Below are 15,159 nucleotides of genomic sequence, written 5' to 3' on the forward strand. Positions count from 1 at the left end.
GCGATTCTCCTGAAGAACATCTCATCTGGCGGCTGTATATCCCGACCACGGCGTCCGATTCAAGCCCAATCCGCTAGGTAAACACATTTTTAAATCTGTCACAATTTTGAGCTAACAGGCTATTTTTACGTCACTATTTTTTAAAGCCATCGTTTCAGCTTGCCAGCTGAAGTAGCAGGGCCTGTGCAACTTGCCCACTGGATTCCGCTCGCCGGTTGACGAAGACACCGGGCTGGCGCTACTGAAATAGATCAATCGACCGGGGACTTTCCGATGACCGCAATCGTGCCGCCGCCTTCCCGGATTTATCTTTTGAGACATGCCGAAGCGGCATTTCCCGCCCCCGGCCAGAGCGATTTCGACCGCCCGCTGAGCGAGCGCGGTTATGCCGCGGCCGAGATCCTGGCCGAAAACGCGGCCGACAAAAGCTACAAGCCCGACCTCGTCGTCAGCTCCACCGCCATACGCTGCCGCCAGACGGCGGACGCCGTGCACCGCGCGATGGGCGAAAACCTCGATATCCGCTTCGTCGACGCGCTTTATAACGCGACGCCCGAAATCTATCTCGATATCCTCGGCGCGCAGCAGGACATGGGCGCCGTCATGCTCGTCGGCCACAATCCCGTCATCGAGCAGACGCTCGAAGCGCTGATCGGCCACCAGCTACTGGCGCAGGCGCTGCCGAACGGCTTTCCGCCGGGCGGTCTGGCGGTGCTCGATTTCGACCAGGGCCGCAACAACTGGCGCCTGATCGACTTCATGATCGACTGACAGGCGCGCAACCTTCTTTTTCTTCGGCGTGCCGGTTCCTATATGGCGTCTACCAGCAATCGGAATTTCGCCTTGCCGCCAAGCATGACATCCTTCACCGACGACGCGCGCATCGCCTTCGACACCCTGTCGGACCGCGCCTCCGGCCTCGTCAACCCGACGATCCGCCTCGGCGTCACCGGCCTTTCGCGGGCGGGCAAGACGGTTTTCATCTCCTCGCTGGTCCATAACCTCCTGCATGGAGGCCGCCTGCCGCTGTTCGAGGCCGTCCAGTCGGGCCGCGTCTCCGCCGTCCGGCTCGAAGAGCAACCCGACGACAGCGTACCGCGCTTCCAGTATGAGGATCACATCAAGGCGCTGGTGAAAGACCGCATCTGGCCCGATTCCACGCGCGCCATCTCAGAGCTTCGGCTGACAATCGATTACCAAAGCGCCAGCGGCTGGAGCCGCTTCTTCTCGCCAGGCAGGCTCTCGATCGACATCGTCGATTATCCCGGCGAATGGCTGCTCGACCTGCCGCTGCTGGCCAAGGACTACCGCACCTTCAGCGAAGAGACGATCGCGCTGGCCCGCACCGGCATCCGCACGGAACTCTCCCAGCCATGGCTGGCGCTGACCGACGATTGCGACATCGCCGCCCCGGCAGACGAAATGCGCGCCCGCGAGCTCGCCACGGCCTTCGCCGATTACCTCAAGGCCTGCAAGGCCGACGAGCGTTCCCTCTCGACTCTCCCACCTGGCCGCTTCCTTCTGCCTGGCGATCTCGACGGCTCGCCGGCGCTGACCTTCGCGCCACTGGTGCTGCCGCCGACGGGAAAGCCCGAAAAGGGCTCGCTCTGGGCGATGATGGAACGGCGCTACGAGGCCTACAAGTCCGTGGTCGTCAAGCCGTTCTTCCGCGAACACTTCTCGCGCATCGACCGCCAGATCGTGCTTGTCGATGCGCTCCAAGCGATCAATCGCGGCCCAGAGGCCGTGCAGGATCTCGAGCGCGCGCTGACGGACGTGCTCGCCTGCTTCCGCCCGGGCACGAACTCGCTGCTGTCGTCGCTGCTCGGCCGCCGCATAGACCGCGTTCTGGTCGCGGCCACCAAGGCCGACCACCTGCATCACGAAAGCCACCACCGCCTCGATGCGCTGACGCGTCGCCTCGTCGACCGCGCCATCCAGCGTATCGGCATGGCGGGCGCCGGCATCGACGTCATGGCGCTTGCTTCGGTGCGGGCGACACGCGAGGCGACCGTCAAGCGCGACGGCCACGAATTGCCCGTCATCGTCGGCACGCCGATCGAGGGCGAGACGATTTCAGGCGAAACCTTCGACGGCATCAGGAAGACCGCGATCTTCCCCGGCGACCTGCCCGAAGACCCCTCCGCCCTCTTTGCAAGCATCGAATCGGGCGACGAGAATGTCCAACTGCCCGACGTGAACGTCGTCCGCTTTCGCCCGCCGAGCCTTGAGGAGACCGGCGGCGGCATCAAGCTGTCGGTGCCGCATATCCGGCTCGACCGGGCCATGCAGTTTCTGTTCGGAGATCGCCTCGCATGATCAAGCCGCCCGCCGACCAGCCCCCGCGCCGCGCGCCTGCCGCCTTCGCCTATGAGGACGAACGCGAGCAACCGGAGGCCAAAACCGGCCGAACGCCGGAGCCCCGCAAGCCGGCCGCCTTCTCAGGCGAGATCACGCTGACACCAGACGAGGACGATCCCTTCATCAATCCTGAAAAGGACATCCCGGCCCTGCCCGTCGCCCAGCCGCGCAAACGCGGCACCTCCTTCGGCAAGATCGCGCTTGGTGCTTTTGGCGTGCTGTTCTCGCTCGCCTTCGGGCTCTGGACCGACAGCCTGATCCGCAACCTCTTCAGCCGCGCCGATTGGCTGGGCTACACCGCGCTTGCCGCCGTCGGCATCGGCATCCTGGCTGTCATCGCCATGGTCGTCAGGGAAACGGCGGGCATGATGCGGCTGGCCGCCGTACAGACGATCAAGGCCGAGGCGGAAGCGGCGATCCTCGAGACCAAGCCCGCCAAGGCGCGTGCGCTGGTCAAGAGCCTGGAGCATCTGCTGTCAAACAAGCCGGAGACCGCGCGCGGTCGCGCCACGCTGAAGGCGGCCGAGACCGACATCATCGACGCCCCGCATCTGGTGGCGCTCGCCGAACGCGAACTGCTCGCACCGCTCGACCGACAGGCCCGCAGCCTCATCCTCAACGCCTCAAAACGCGTCTCGGTCGTCACCGCCGTCAGCCCGCGCGCCATCGTCGACCTGCTCTACGTTCTCTACGAGGCCGCCAAGCTCATCCGCGCCATGGCCGATCTCTACGGCGGCCGGCCCGGCACATTCGGCATGCTGCGGCTGATGCGCGACGTTCTCGCCCATCTCGCCGTCACCGGATCGATCGCCGTCGGCGACAGCCTCGTCCAGCAGGTTCTCGGCCACGGCTTGGCATCCAGGCTCTCGGCGCGTCTCGGCGAAGGTGTGATCAATGGATTGATGACCGCCCGCATCGGCATCGCCGCCATGGACCTCTGCCGCCCGCTGGCGTTCCGCGCCCTGAAGCGCCCGGGAATCGGTGACTTCATCGGCGATCTCACGCCATCGATGACGAAGAGTGATGGCAAAGGGCGGAATTGAGCCGAGATCCGTAAACCATTCGCTCCGAACGGTCGACTTCATAAATCCGATGCGATTCAATAGCTTATGCGAGGCAGGCCAGTGGCCTTCGGGCACCGAAAAGCCCGCAAATGCGCCGCTGTCGCCCCATTAGAAACCAAGCATTAACCATTTTTCGGCAAAACTTGGCACCAGTTAAGCGATATGGTTCGCCAAGGAAAATCCATGTACTCGCGCAAGTTTCTCTATCTCTTCGGTCTCGCGGCAATCGCCCTGTCGCCATTTGCCGAAACGGCTCCAGCAGCCACCGCCGCCACGCGTGACAAGGCATTCTTCGAATCCGTCGCGGGCTCCTGGAGAGGTCCAGGCGAAATCGTCGCCGGCAAGTACAAGGGCACCAAATTCACCTGCAACCTGATCGGCGAGCCCGTCACCGACGGCACCGGCGTCAAGCTCGACGGCAGCTGCCGCGTCGGCGTCTTCAAGCAGCCGATGAGCGCGCTGATCACCCAGTCCGGAAACAGCTACAAGGGCAAGTTCCTCGACGGCGCCGCCGGCAAGGGTCTCGACGTCGTCTCTGGCACCGTAACGGAAGACACCGTCGTGGTCGGCCTGAACCGTGCCAAGCTCAACGGCGCCATGATCGCCCGCGTCCGCGACGACAAGACGATGAACGTGACCGTCTCGGTCAAGGTCGAAAGCCAGATGATCCCCGTGATCGGCCTGACCCTGTCCCGCCAGGTCGACGAAATGACCGTCGGCTCGGTCGAATAATCAATAGAGACAAATGAAACACACGACGAAGCGGCCCAACGGCCGCTTCTTTCGTTTCAGGCGCCACGCCACCAATCCATGCTCTGATCGGCAACCTCGATCCCCTGGATATCGGCGCGAGCCAGCCAGTCGCGAACCGCGACACCCTTGACGATCAGATCGGGCGCGAAGTCGGCGAGCGGCATCAGCACGAAGCCGCGATCCGTCATCCGGGGATGCGGGAGCTCCAGCCTCGGCGCATCCTGGCTGATATCGTTGTATGTCAGCACATCGATATCGAGCGTGCGCGGCCCCCAGCGCTCGATGCGCTCCCGCTTCATGCCGCGCTCAATGTCGAGGCAGACATCGAGCAGCGCTTCCGGCTGAAGCGACGTCGACACTTCGGCGCAGCAATTGAAAAAGAACGACTGGTCCGTTTTGCCCCATGGCGGCGTGCGGTAGAGCCGGGAGACAGCGACGACGCGGCAATCCGCCCGCGCATCCAGCGCCTTGAGCGCCTGCGCCATGGAGTGGACGGGATCGCCGATATTGCCGCCAAGCCCAAGCGTGGCGGTCTCAAAAGCCATGTCAGACAAAATGTTCGACGCTCACCTGGACGAAATCAAGCACGCCGGGAACCGGCGCGTTCGGCTTGCGGACGGTAATCTTCGCCCGCTTGATCTGCGGGAACTTCTGACAGAGCCCCTTGGCGATATCGAGCGCCAGCGCCTCGATCAGATAACGTCGCTTGCCGGTGACGATTTCCTCGATGACGGTGAAGGCGATGCCGTAATTGACGGTATCATCGATCGAATCCGTCTCCAGCGCGGTGCCGGTCACGACATCGAGCTCGGCATCGACAAAGAAACGCTGCCCCAGAAACTCCTCTTCGTCGTGAACGCCGTGGCGGGCGAAGAAGGCGCAATTCTGCAAGGTGATAGTGTAGGTGGTGCTCATAACGTGCCCTTCCGCTCGAATGCGTCGCGTGCCTTCAGCATAGCATCAGTCACGGCAAGCGCGTCCCTGTTGATTGCGACATCGTGTACCCGAAAAATAGCGGCGCCCTTCAGTCTCAGGAGCACGCTGGTGGCCGCCGTGCCCGCATCGCGATCGGCCGCCTCGCGGCCCGTGACCGCACCGACGAACCGCTTGCGCGACGTGCCGGCCAGGATCGGAAAGCCAAGCCGCTGAAGCTCGTCGCAACGCGCCATCAGTTCGAGATTCTCTTGCGTATCCTTGGCAAAGCCGAAGCCGGGATCGAGAACGATGCGATCCCGCGCCACGCCGGCGCGTCCGGCGATCTCCAGGGACCGCTCCAGGAACAGAAATTGATCGGCGATAACATCATCCAGCTTGTCGCGGTCACGGCCCGTATGCATCACACAGATCCCCGCGCCGGTCTTCGCCGCGATATCGGCGATGTCAGGCTCCTTCTGCAGACCGAAGACATCGTTGACGATATGCGCACCGGCCTCGACGGCAAGGCGCGCGGTCTCGGCGCGATAGGTATCGATGGAAATCAGCGCCTCGGTCTTGCCGCGCAGCGCCTCGATGACAGGCAGCACCCGCGCCTGCTCCTCCCGCGCATCGACGCTCTCGGCATCCGGCCGCGTGGATTCGCCGCCAATGTCGATAATGCCGGCACCAGCCTCGACCGCATCCAGCGCATGCGCCACGGCCTTGTCGACGCTGTCGTAGCGACCGCCGTCGGAAAACGAGTCCGGCGTGACGTTGACGATCGCCATGATGACCGCGGTCGAGCCGAGCTCGATCTCGCGGCTGTGCCCGACGCGCCAGAAACTGCTGCCAAGCTTTGCCACCTGCATTCATCCTATCGATCGAAAAAACAGCGTCATCATATTGCGCTAGCGGTGGCTATGCCCCAAGCTCCCGCAAACTTCAACATGAGTATTTGCAGAATGCCGTCCGTGTCGCGTTATATGCCGCTCCTCCTCGCCATTTCCGTCTCGCTATCCGCTGGCTATCCCGCAAGCGCCGCCGTGGTGGCCACCAAGAGCTATTCCTATTTCAACATCAAAGGCAAAACCGCCGACGAACTGGACGAGCAGCTGAGCACGCGCGGCCCGACGGCCAACGGCTCGTCTGCCCGCCACCCCGGCGCCACCAAGATCCGTTTCGGCGGCGACGCCACCTATGTCGAGGAAAACGGCCGCTGCCGCGTCAGCACCGCGCGCGTGACCGTGCATACGCAGATCATCCTGCCGCGCTGGAACAACCGTCGCGGTGCCAGCCCTGAGCTGTCGATGATCTGGGACACGCTGTCGAGCGACATCAAGCGGCATGAGGAACGCCATGCCGAGATCGCCCGAACCCAGGCGCGCAACATGGAGCGCAAGATCCTGGCACTCCCCTCGCAGCCCAATTGCGAAGCCATGCAGGAGCTGGTGACGGAGGTATCGACACGTGGAATTGCCGAGCACGACAGGCTCCAGGCGCGATTCGATCAGGTCGAGGCGGTCAACTTCCAGAAGCGCATGCTGCGCCTGCTGAATAACCGCCTGAAACCATCGGGCGGCGAAAAATAGCTGATTCTCGGGCGAAAATCGACGGCCGAACCTTAGCCGCGCAATGAAAATTGTGCGAAACCGGCACGGCCCCAGCCAATGAATGGTAATTTCTCACCATAGATTTGTGAAACACAACGCGCTAATATTCAGTCATTCGAAAGTTCAGGTCCGTTAGCCGGGACTTTCGTTTTCTGGGTTCTCCTGGCGCGTTGCGAAGCCGCGGTCGATCCTCCCTTGGCCGTAGGTAATGCGCCTACCTCGCCTCGCTCGTCACATCGGCAAGCGAGGCTTTTTTTGGCCGGTTCATCCTCGGGAGGACTATGCTTCGGAGAATTAAGCCTGGCGTTCCGGCACGTGCACGGTCAGCCCATCCAGCGCCGCCTTCATGCGGATCTGACAGGAAAGACGCGAGGTCGGGCGAACGTCGAAGGCGAAATCGAGCATGTCTTCTTCCATCGCTTCGGGCGGACCGACGCGCTCGGTCCACTCCTCGTCGACGTAGACATGACAGGTCGCGCAAGCGCAGGCGCCGCCACATTCGGCTTCGATGCCCGGCACGGAGTTGCGCACGGCGTTTTCCATGACGGTCGATCCCTGATCGACATCAAGATCGAAGCGCGTACCGTCGAAAGCGACAATGGTCAGTTTGGGCATGGTGTTTTCCGGTGATCATCAATGGGATGGGTTTGGATTTTTACTTCCAACAATTACGCGAGGCAGTCAACAACGACCGCCCTTGTGCTCTTCATTCCAGATTTGGAAGCGACACGCTTGTCAGATTGCGCCACGCCAAGAGCAATAAAAAGACCCGCTGCTCCGCAATGGTGCAACGGGTCCCATGATCGAACACCTGATGGCGTCATTGCCGCCTAGCGGCAAAGCTTCAGGATGAAATTCTCCGCCTCGATGACGGCGACGCCGACGGCGGCCATGTTCGAAGCATCGCCGCAATTGCCCTCGAGCGCTTCGGCCGCGTCGCGAACCCTGAAGGCGCCGACGGCGCTTGCCGCGCCCTTGAGCTTGTGGGCGGCTGCTACGATCGCCTTGCCGTCGCCGGAAGACATGTCGTGCAGGCAAGCGCGCGCCTGACGCGCGAACATCTGCAGGACTTCAAGTTCAAGCGCCTTGTCGCCCATCGTCTGGTTGGCCAAGTGAACAAGGTCGACCGGCCGCTGTTGCGAGGGAACCTGTCCCTTGCCATGATCTGGCGCCGCGAACGCAATACTGACTGCTGCCATATGCCAATTCTCCCGTCTTAGGTCCCGCCGTTTGAATGATGTTGCGGGGGCGCAGTGCCAATCGCGTTAAATTCGGGCGCAATCAGGGCGAATTTCTCGTCATATGGTTAACGCCCGTCAAACACTTCTAACACATTGGATTTCAAGGCCGCGCTGGCGTTAATTCGGGTTAATCAAGCGTTAATAACTCGGCATTTGACCGAACGCATTAATTGTCTAGCAGGCCCGGATGTGTCACTACGATACGACTGGGAGAGCTCGGTTGTGGAAGCCTTTGCTCGCCAAGTGGATAATGGTAATGTTTTGATACCGTAAGTGTGCGAAAGCAGCTATCCACTCTGAAATGACATACTTATCCGCTCTACGAATTTTGGGCGGACAGGTTCAGAGGCAAGGTTTGTTCGGGTGACGCGGAAACCCGGATGCGTAGTAAACCGGCTGAGATGTAACGAGGCGTAACGGAATGGCGAACAACAAGTACAACGAATCGATCGAGGACAAGGCGTTCAAGGCGCTGGATGAAGCCCTGCAGATCGACTTCGAGGACGATGATACGCCGTCTCCACAAGTCAGGAAGCAAGACGCCTCGGAGGCAAAAGTGTCCGAAAAGCCAACTGTCCGCAATCAGCGTAAAGACGATGCCAAGCAGCAGCGCCCCGCCGCCACACCCCGCTCCCCGGAGCAGGGATCGCGCGCGCCGGCCTTTGCCGCCAACGACGGCAGCCGGGTCAGCCCCGCTTCGCTCTTGAAATCGCTCGACAACGGCTCCGCCCGTCCGGCGCTGCGCAACGCCACGCTCGTTTCGCTTTTGTGGATCGTCGGCGGCCTCGGCCTGATGTCGCTCCTCTATTCGCCACAGATCTGGCAGATCCGCTCGATTTCCGACCTAGTCGCCCTGCCCGGCGTGATCGCCGGTCTCGTCGGCATCATCATCCCGGTTCTCCTGTTCTACGCCTTCGCCATCATGATGGCGCGCGCCCAGGACATGCGAAACGCCGCCCGCTCGATGGCGGAAGTGGCGCTGCGCCTGTCCGAACCGGAAACAATCGCGTCGGAACGCATCATGACGGTCGGCCAGGCCGTTCGTCGTGAAGTCTCGGCCATGAACGAAGGCATTGAGCGCACCATCGCCCGCGCCTCCGAGCTCGAGACCCTCGTCCACTCCGAAGTCAACGCGCTGGAGCGCAGCTACGCCGACAACGAACTGCGCGTGCGCGGTCTCGTCCACGAACTCGGATCGGAGCGCGAGGCGATCGTCAACCACGCCGAGCGCATCCGCACCTCGATCGTCGGCGTTCACGACCAGTTGCGCGAAGACCTGTCGCTGGCCACCGAAGAAATCGCCGTTCGTCTTGCAACCTCGGGCGAAGCTTTCGCGTCGATGATCGATACGCGCGCCGCCACGATCACCGAGAAGTCGGAATCCGCCATCCAGTCGCTCGGCACCCTGCTTGCCGCCAAGACCGATTCGTTGCTGCAGACCCTGACCTCTTCCGGTTTCGCGCTCGCCAACGAGTTCGATAACCGCCTGGATTCGTTGACGTCCAGCCTCAGCGACCACGGCAACACCATTCTCAGCCAGTTCGAGACGCGTGCGTCCACGATGGACAGCAACGCCGAGAAGCTGAACGCTGCACTCAACGACCGCGCCCGCCAGCTGAACGAGATCCTGATCGCGCGCACCCGCGATATCAACGAGAGCCTGACCGGCGGCGAACGCACGATCACCAGCACGCTCGATGACGTTCTCGCCAAGCTGAACAGCACGCTCGACGAGCGCGGCACAAGCTTCCGCCACAGCCTGCAGTCCAGCGTCGATGACACCATCATGGACCTCGACCTGCGCTCCGGCTTCTTCGACGAGCGCCTGCAGGCGACCGTCGCCCAGCTGTCGACCTCCTTCGACGAACGCGTCGCCGAATTCGCCAACGCCTTCGACAAGCGCGCCGGCACGCTCGACACCAAGCTGATGGAGAGCCTGAACCGCATCAACGACACGCTGACTGGCGGCTCGGACTCGCTGAACGGCATCCTGAGCTCCAGCATCGAGCGCATCGGCTCGTCGCTGACCGACCAGTCCTTCGCGCTGACGACGGCGCTTTCGACCGGACGCGAAATCCTGGAAAGCACCCTCACCGACAAGGTGGACGAAGTGGCCAGCGCCATCGGCGCGCGCACCACGGAAATGACCTCGGCGCTCAGCCACGCCACCTCCGAAATCTCGCTGGCGCTCGCCTCCGGCACCTCTGAGCTTCACAACAACCTGTCGGCCCGCGCCACCGAATTCCGCGACACGCTGCTGTCGACGACGTCGGATCTGAGCTCGGCGGTTTCGGCCGGTACCGACCAGATCACCTCGGCCTTCGGCCGTGCCGATGAGCTGAACACCACGATCTCCAAGCGCGCTGAGGATATCACCCAGGCGCTGGATTCCGCCCATGAGCGCATCGACGACGTCATGTCGGCGCGCAGCGGCGTCTTCCTCGGCGCGCTGTCCGACAGCCAGTCGCGCTTCGAAAACACCCTTGCAAGCCGCTCGGAAGCGATCATCGAAGCCGTCACCGGCAGCCATGACCGCCTCGCCGATACGCTTGACGACAAGGCAATGGCGCTCGCGATCTCGCTCAACGAAAGCCAGAGCCGCTTCGAGGAGACGCTTGGCACGCAGGTCGATGCCATCGCCGGCTCCATCGCTTCCGGCCACGACCGTCTTGCCGAAACACTCGACGACCGCGCCATGGCGCTCGCCATTTCGCTCAATGAAGGCCACAGCCGTATCGAGGACACGCTCGGTTCGCATGCCGGCGCCATCTCGCAGTCGCTGGCAGCAGGCGAACGCAAGCTTGCCGACGCCATCGCTGAACGCAGCGCCGCATTCAACGCCTCCATGAACGAAGGCCGCAGCCTCATCGAGACCGCGCTCGACAGCCGCGCGGAAGCCATCTCGCAGTCGCTCGCCGCCGGCCAGGAGAAGCTAACAGAGGCGATCGACGACCGCGCCATGGCATTCGCCATTTCGCTCGACGACAGCCAGGGCCGGCTCGCCGATACGCTGGCGCACCACGCTGACGGCATCGCTGCCTCGCTCTCCAGCGGTCACGATCGCATTAGCGAAGCGCTCGAAGACAAGTCGATGGGCCTCGCGATTGCGCTCAACGAAGGCCACTCGCGCCTCGAAGACACGCTCGGCCGCCATGCCGGCAACATCGCGACCTCTCTCGCCAGCGGTCACGACCGGATCAACGAAGCCCTCGACGACAAGGCCATGGGTCTCGCGATCGCGCTCAACGAAGGCCATTCGCGCCTCGAGGATACGCTCGGCCACCATGCCGAAAGCATCGCGAACTCGCTGGTCAGCGGCCACGACCGGATCGAAAGCACGCTCTCGCAGAACGCCAAGTCGATCAACGACACGGTTGCCGACGTCCACGACCGCCTCGCCGACACGCTGGCCGAAAAGTCCATGGCGCTCGCCATCTCGCTCGGCGACAGCCAAAGCCGCTTCGACGAGGTTCTGGACGCGCGTACCAACGCGCTGATCGATAGCGTCGCCGGAGCCGAAGCCCGCGTCGCCGGCGCCTTCACCGACAAGGCCCAGGAAATCCGCGGCGCCTACACCGAAAACCAGCAGCGCCTGGAACGCACGCTCGCCGAGCACGCCTCCTCCATCTCCAGCACCATCACCGATGGCACTGATCGCATCGAAGGTGGCCTGACCTCGGCTGCCGACCGCTTCGAGGCGCTGACCGGCAATGCCACGACCAAGCTGGAAGACGGCCTCGTCTCGGCGCATGCCCGCATCCGCGCCACGCTCGATGACCGCACCCAGGCCATCAACTTGACGCTCAACGAAGCGCACAACCAGATCGGCGAAACGCTCTCCGACCAGGCGACGACCATCGGCGCCTCGATCGCCGCAAGCGTCAGCATGCTTGAAATGTCGCTGGAAGATCGCGAAGCCTCGATCCGCCAGGCGATCGACAACAGCGCCCAGTCGCTGGAAGACCGCCTGCGCGACAGCACCGGCAACATCGCCGGTCGCTTCCAGACCGCAGCCGACGAAATCTCCCGCTCTACCGAGAGCTTCGCCTCGCACCTCGACCAGTCGATCGAGGGCATGACCGGCCGCTTCGCCGATACCGGCTCGCGCGTCGAAGCCGGCCTCGCAGCACTTGAAAACCGCATCCGCGACGGCGTCGGCGGTGTTGCCCAGCAGGTCGATGCCGCAGGCGAACGCCTGACCGGCACGCTGACGGATGGCATCTCCAGGCTCGGCGCGCTGAGCGACGAGACCTCCGGCCGCATCGCCTCCGCCGTGGATGACAGCATTGCCAAGTTCTCCGAGACGATTGATGGCCGTACCAGCCACCTCGCCTCCGAGATCGACAGCCGCGCCGCCAGCCTGACTGATGGCATCGACGCCCGCACCGCAGGCATCGGCGAAGCCATGGACCGTGGCACCGCCAAGATCGACGAACGCCTGTCCACCATGGACCGCGCGCTCAACGTCGGCCTTGATGCCGTCAACCGCACCATCGAAGGCAAGGCTGCCGGCCTCGCCGCCTCGCTGCGCAGCGCGGTTGCCGACACCACGCAGGGCATGGACGAAGAAGCCACGCGCGCCGCGGCCTCCCTCAGCCAGACCGGCCAGCAGTTCGCCGAAGGCCTCGACGCCAAGAGCAACGATTTCGCCCGGTCGATGGGTGAGCGCTCCGAGCAGATCGTCGGCCGCGTCTCCGAGGCGCAGAACCGCCTCGCCGGCCAGGCCGCGGCCGTCGCCCAGACCTTCTCCGAAGCGGGCAACGCCATCATTAACAAGGTGGCCGAGGCCGAAACGCTGGTCAGCGGCCAGGTCGGTGCCATCTCCAAGGCACTGAACGACGCGCAGAACACCTTCGCCAGCCACGGCACCGATATCCGTACGACGATCGCAAGCGCCAGCGAAGAGATCGCCTCCACCATGGCCGATGTCGACCGTGCGCTCGAAGCACGCGGCAATGCGATCCGCAGCGGCCTTGAAGAGCGCTCGCGCGAACTCGATGGCACGCTCAACACGGTTGAGCAGGCGCTCGAAGCGCGTGGAAGCTCCATCCGCGCCGCCCTCGACGACCGCACCCGCGAGCTGAACTCCATGCTCGCAGGCCGCACGACCGAATTGTCGCGCATTCTCGACGAGACCGCCCGCCCGATGATCGATCGCTACGCGCAGACCGGCCGCGACGCCGCAGCGCAGATCACGTCTGCCGGCGAACAGAGTGCTGCACAGATCACCGCCGCCAGCGAGCAGAGTGCCGCACAGCTCACGGCGGCGAGCGACCAGAGCGCCGAGCGCCTGCGTGCCGAAAACACCGCTTTGATCGACGCGATCAACGCCCGCACCGAACGCGCCACCTCGGCCGTCGATGCAATCGAAAACAGCCTGCTCTCCAACGTCAACCGCCTGATCGACCGCCTGTCCGACAACAGCATGGTCATGGGCCAGATGATGAGCCGCGCGGCCGAAGAGCTGAGCGCAGTGGACGGCCGCCTCGGCGACACCACCTCGCGCTTCACCGACTCGGCCTCCAAGGCGGCTGAAATGGTCGCGGCCTCGACCCGCCTTCTCGAAGGCAAGGTCGATCGCCTGTCCGACATCTCCGGCCAGACGCTGTCGCAGGTCGGCAGCATCATCGGCCGCTTCGACGAGCACTCCAAGGTTCTGACGCAGGCCTCCAGCTTGCTCGGCGCCGCCCAGTCCAACCTCGTCTCGACGCTGGAAGATCGCGAATCCGCGCTGCAGACGCTCTCGGTCGGCCTCGTCCAGCGCTCGGAAGACATCGAAAAGACGATGCGCGCCCTCGGCAGCATGGTCGACTCTGCCTTCGATCGCGCCGAACAGCGCTCGAACCAGGTCAGCCACAATCTGCGCCAGGACGTCCAGTCCTCCTTCGCCGATATCAGCACCACGCTCTCGGATGCCGAAAAGCGCGCCGCCGAAGCAGCCGAAGCGATGCGCAGCAGCGTCAGCAAGGCCAGCGAAGACGTCAACGCGACGCTCGACACCACGCTTGGCAATGCCGAGCGCCGCTCCGGCGAACTCGCAAACCGCGTTCGCGGCGGCCTGACGGCGTCGCTGTCGGAAGTCGAGCGCATGATGGGCGACGCAGGTCGCCTGTCGGATGGCGCGGCACAGCAGATGCGTGAATCGCTGCGCGAAGCCGTCGACGAGGCCGTCGCCCGCTTCTCCGGCGCCACCGAGGAAATCCGCCGCTCCGCCGGCGATATCCGCAAGGAACTGGACATGACGCGCAGCGAGCTGAAGCGCGGCGCATTCGACCTGCCCGAGGAAGCCAAGGAGAGCGCCGCCGCCATGCGCCGCGCCGTCTCCGAGCAGATCAAGGCACTGCAGGACATCTCGCACATCGTCGGCCGCTCGACGCAGCAGCTCGAGGTTTCCGAGCCAGCCGCCCGCACGCTCGCCCAGCCCCAGCAGCCGCAGCCTGCCCCGCGCCAGGCGCCGGTGCAGCCCGCGATCCAGCAGCAGCCGCAGCCGGCTCCCGTTCCGGCCCCGGCCCCCACGCCGCTGCCGACCCCGGCCGCCGCCGCCATCCCGCCCTCCTCGATCGAAGGCTTCGGCCTGCGCGGTTCGCTCGGCACTGCGGCAGCAACGCCTGCGACGCCGCAGCGCGCTCCTGCTGTGACCCAGGCGCCTGCCGCATCGCCGGCATCCGGTGGTTGGATCAGCGACCTGCTGCGCGGCGCATCGCGCGACGAGAGTGCAGAAGAAGCAGTTGCCCGCCAGCCGGCACCCCGCGTAGAGGCACCAGCACCCCAGGCGCCGCGCGCCGGCGACAACCGCAATCCGCGCCATGTGGTGGAATCGCTGAACTCGCTCTCCGTCGACATCGCCCGCGCCATCGATCACGATGCCTCGGTCGATCTGTGGCGCCGCTACCAGCGTGGCGAACGCGACGTCTTCACGCGCCGCCTCTACACGCTGAAGGGCCAGCAGACCTTCGACGAGATCAAGCACAAGTATGACCGCGAGCCGGAATTCCGCACCGCCGTCAACCGCTACATCGCCGACTTCGAAAAGCTGCTCGCCGACGTCGCCCGCACCGACCGCGACCGGACGATCACCCAGTCCTACCTGACCTCCGACACCGGCAAGGTCTACACCATGCTCGCCCACGCGGCAGGCCGCCTGAACTAAGGCGCAACGAGAGACAAACAAAAAGGCCGCATCGGAAACGATGCGGCCTTTTTGTTCTGTTGGCT

Annotated in this window: 11 protein-coding genes; 6 read left to right on the forward strand and 5 right to left on the reverse strand. The window is 63.9% G+C overall.

The genetic code is table 11. From position 1 onward, the window contains the following. Positions 1 to 273: 273 nt before the first annotated feature. The 4 genes from ACODTZ_RS21575 to ACODTZ_RS21590 all read left to right on the forward strand — a co-directional run bounded on the left by ACODTZ_RS21575 (position 274) and on the right by ACODTZ_RS21590 (position 4,157). Positions 274 to 771, forward strand: coding sequence for a SixA phosphatase family protein (locus ACODTZ_RS21575; protein WP_047512219.1), 498 nt, complete (start codon positions 274 to 276; stop codon positions 769 to 771). Positions 772 to 843: 72 nt separating this feature from the next. Continuing rightward, on the forward strand, positions 844 to 2,319 hold the full coding sequence (locus ACODTZ_RS21580) for a YcjX family GTP-binding protein (protein WP_489027920.1): 1,476 nt from the start codon (positions 844 to 846) through the stop codon (positions 2,317 to 2,319). Beyond that, positions 2,316 to 3,404, forward strand: a complete 1,089-nt coding sequence (locus ACODTZ_RS21585; protein ID WP_489027922.1) for a YcjF family protein — start codon at positions 2,316 to 2,318, stop codon at positions 3,402 to 3,404. The genes ACODTZ_RS21580 and ACODTZ_RS21585 overlap by 4 nt, the downstream gene beginning before the upstream one ends. Before the next feature lie 204 nt (positions 3,405 to 3,608). Further along, positions 3,609 to 4,157, forward strand: coding sequence for a hypothetical protein (locus ACODTZ_RS21590; RefSeq protein ID WP_047512225.1), 549 nt, complete (start codon positions 3,609 to 3,611; stop codon positions 4,155 to 4,157). A 56-nt stretch (positions 4,158 to 4,213) separates the two neighbouring features. Here the strand turns inward: ACODTZ_RS21590 and folK are convergent, their stop codons facing one another. From folK to folP, 3 genes are read right to left on the reverse strand one after another with little or no spacing between them, the layout of a single operon-like run. Then, positions 4,214 to 4,723, reverse strand: coding sequence for a 2-amino-4-hydroxy-6-hydroxymethyldihydropteridine diphosphokinase (gene folK / locus ACODTZ_RS21595; protein ID WP_489027924.1), 510 nt, complete (start codon positions 4,721 to 4,723; stop codon positions 4,214 to 4,216). A gap of 1 nt (position 4,724) precedes the next feature. Then, positions 4,725 to 5,093, reverse strand: coding sequence for a dihydroneopterin aldolase (gene folB / locus ACODTZ_RS21600; protein WP_018900541.1), 369 nt, complete (start codon positions 5,091 to 5,093; stop codon positions 4,725 to 4,727). Beyond that, the gene (gene folP / locus ACODTZ_RS21605) at positions 5,090 to 5,962 is read right to left on the reverse strand and encodes a dihydropteroate synthase (protein WP_489027926.1); all 873 of its coding nucleotides are present in this window, start codon (positions 5,960 to 5,962) and stop codon (positions 5,090 to 5,092) included. Before folP ends, folB begins: the two co-directional genes overlap by 4 nt. Positions 5,963 to 6,055: 93 nt before the next feature. Here folP and ACODTZ_RS21610 point away from each other — a divergent pair, with 93 nt between their 5' ends. After that, a complete protein-coding gene (locus ACODTZ_RS21610; protein ID WP_112980468.1) occupies positions 6,056 to 6,682 on the forward strand; it encodes a DUF922 domain-containing Zn-dependent protease in 627 nt (208 codons plus the stop codon). Positions 6,683 to 6,997: 315 nt separating this feature from the next. Here the strand turns inward: ACODTZ_RS21610 and ACODTZ_RS21615 are convergent, their stop codons facing one another. Together ACODTZ_RS21615 and ACODTZ_RS21620 are read right to left on the reverse strand one after the other, a co-directional pair. Continuing rightward, the gene (locus ACODTZ_RS21615; protein ID WP_018900544.1) at positions 6,998 to 7,318 is read right to left on the reverse strand and encodes a 2Fe-2S iron-sulfur cluster-binding protein; all 321 of its coding nucleotides are present in this window, start codon (positions 7,316 to 7,318) and stop codon (positions 6,998 to 7,000) included. Between the two features lie 215 nt (positions 7,319 to 7,533). Continuing rightward, positions 7,534 to 7,902, reverse strand: coding sequence for an Hpt domain-containing protein (locus tag ACODTZ_RS21620; RefSeq protein ID WP_018900545.1), 369 nt, complete (start codon positions 7,900 to 7,902; stop codon positions 7,534 to 7,536). Positions 7,903 to 8,365: 463 nt separating this feature from the next. Here ACODTZ_RS21620 and ACODTZ_RS21625 point away from each other — a divergent pair, with 463 nt between their 5' ends. Beyond that, a complete protein-coding gene (locus tag ACODTZ_RS21625) occupies positions 8,366 to 15,094 on the forward strand; it encodes an apolipoprotein A-IV repeat region-like domain-containing protein (RefSeq protein ID WP_489027928.1) in 6,729 nt (2,242 codons plus the stop codon). The last annotated feature ends 65 nt before the right edge of the window (positions 15,095 to 15,159 follow it).

The sequence above is a fragment of the Rhizobium sp. FG113 genome (assembly GCF_057809895.1).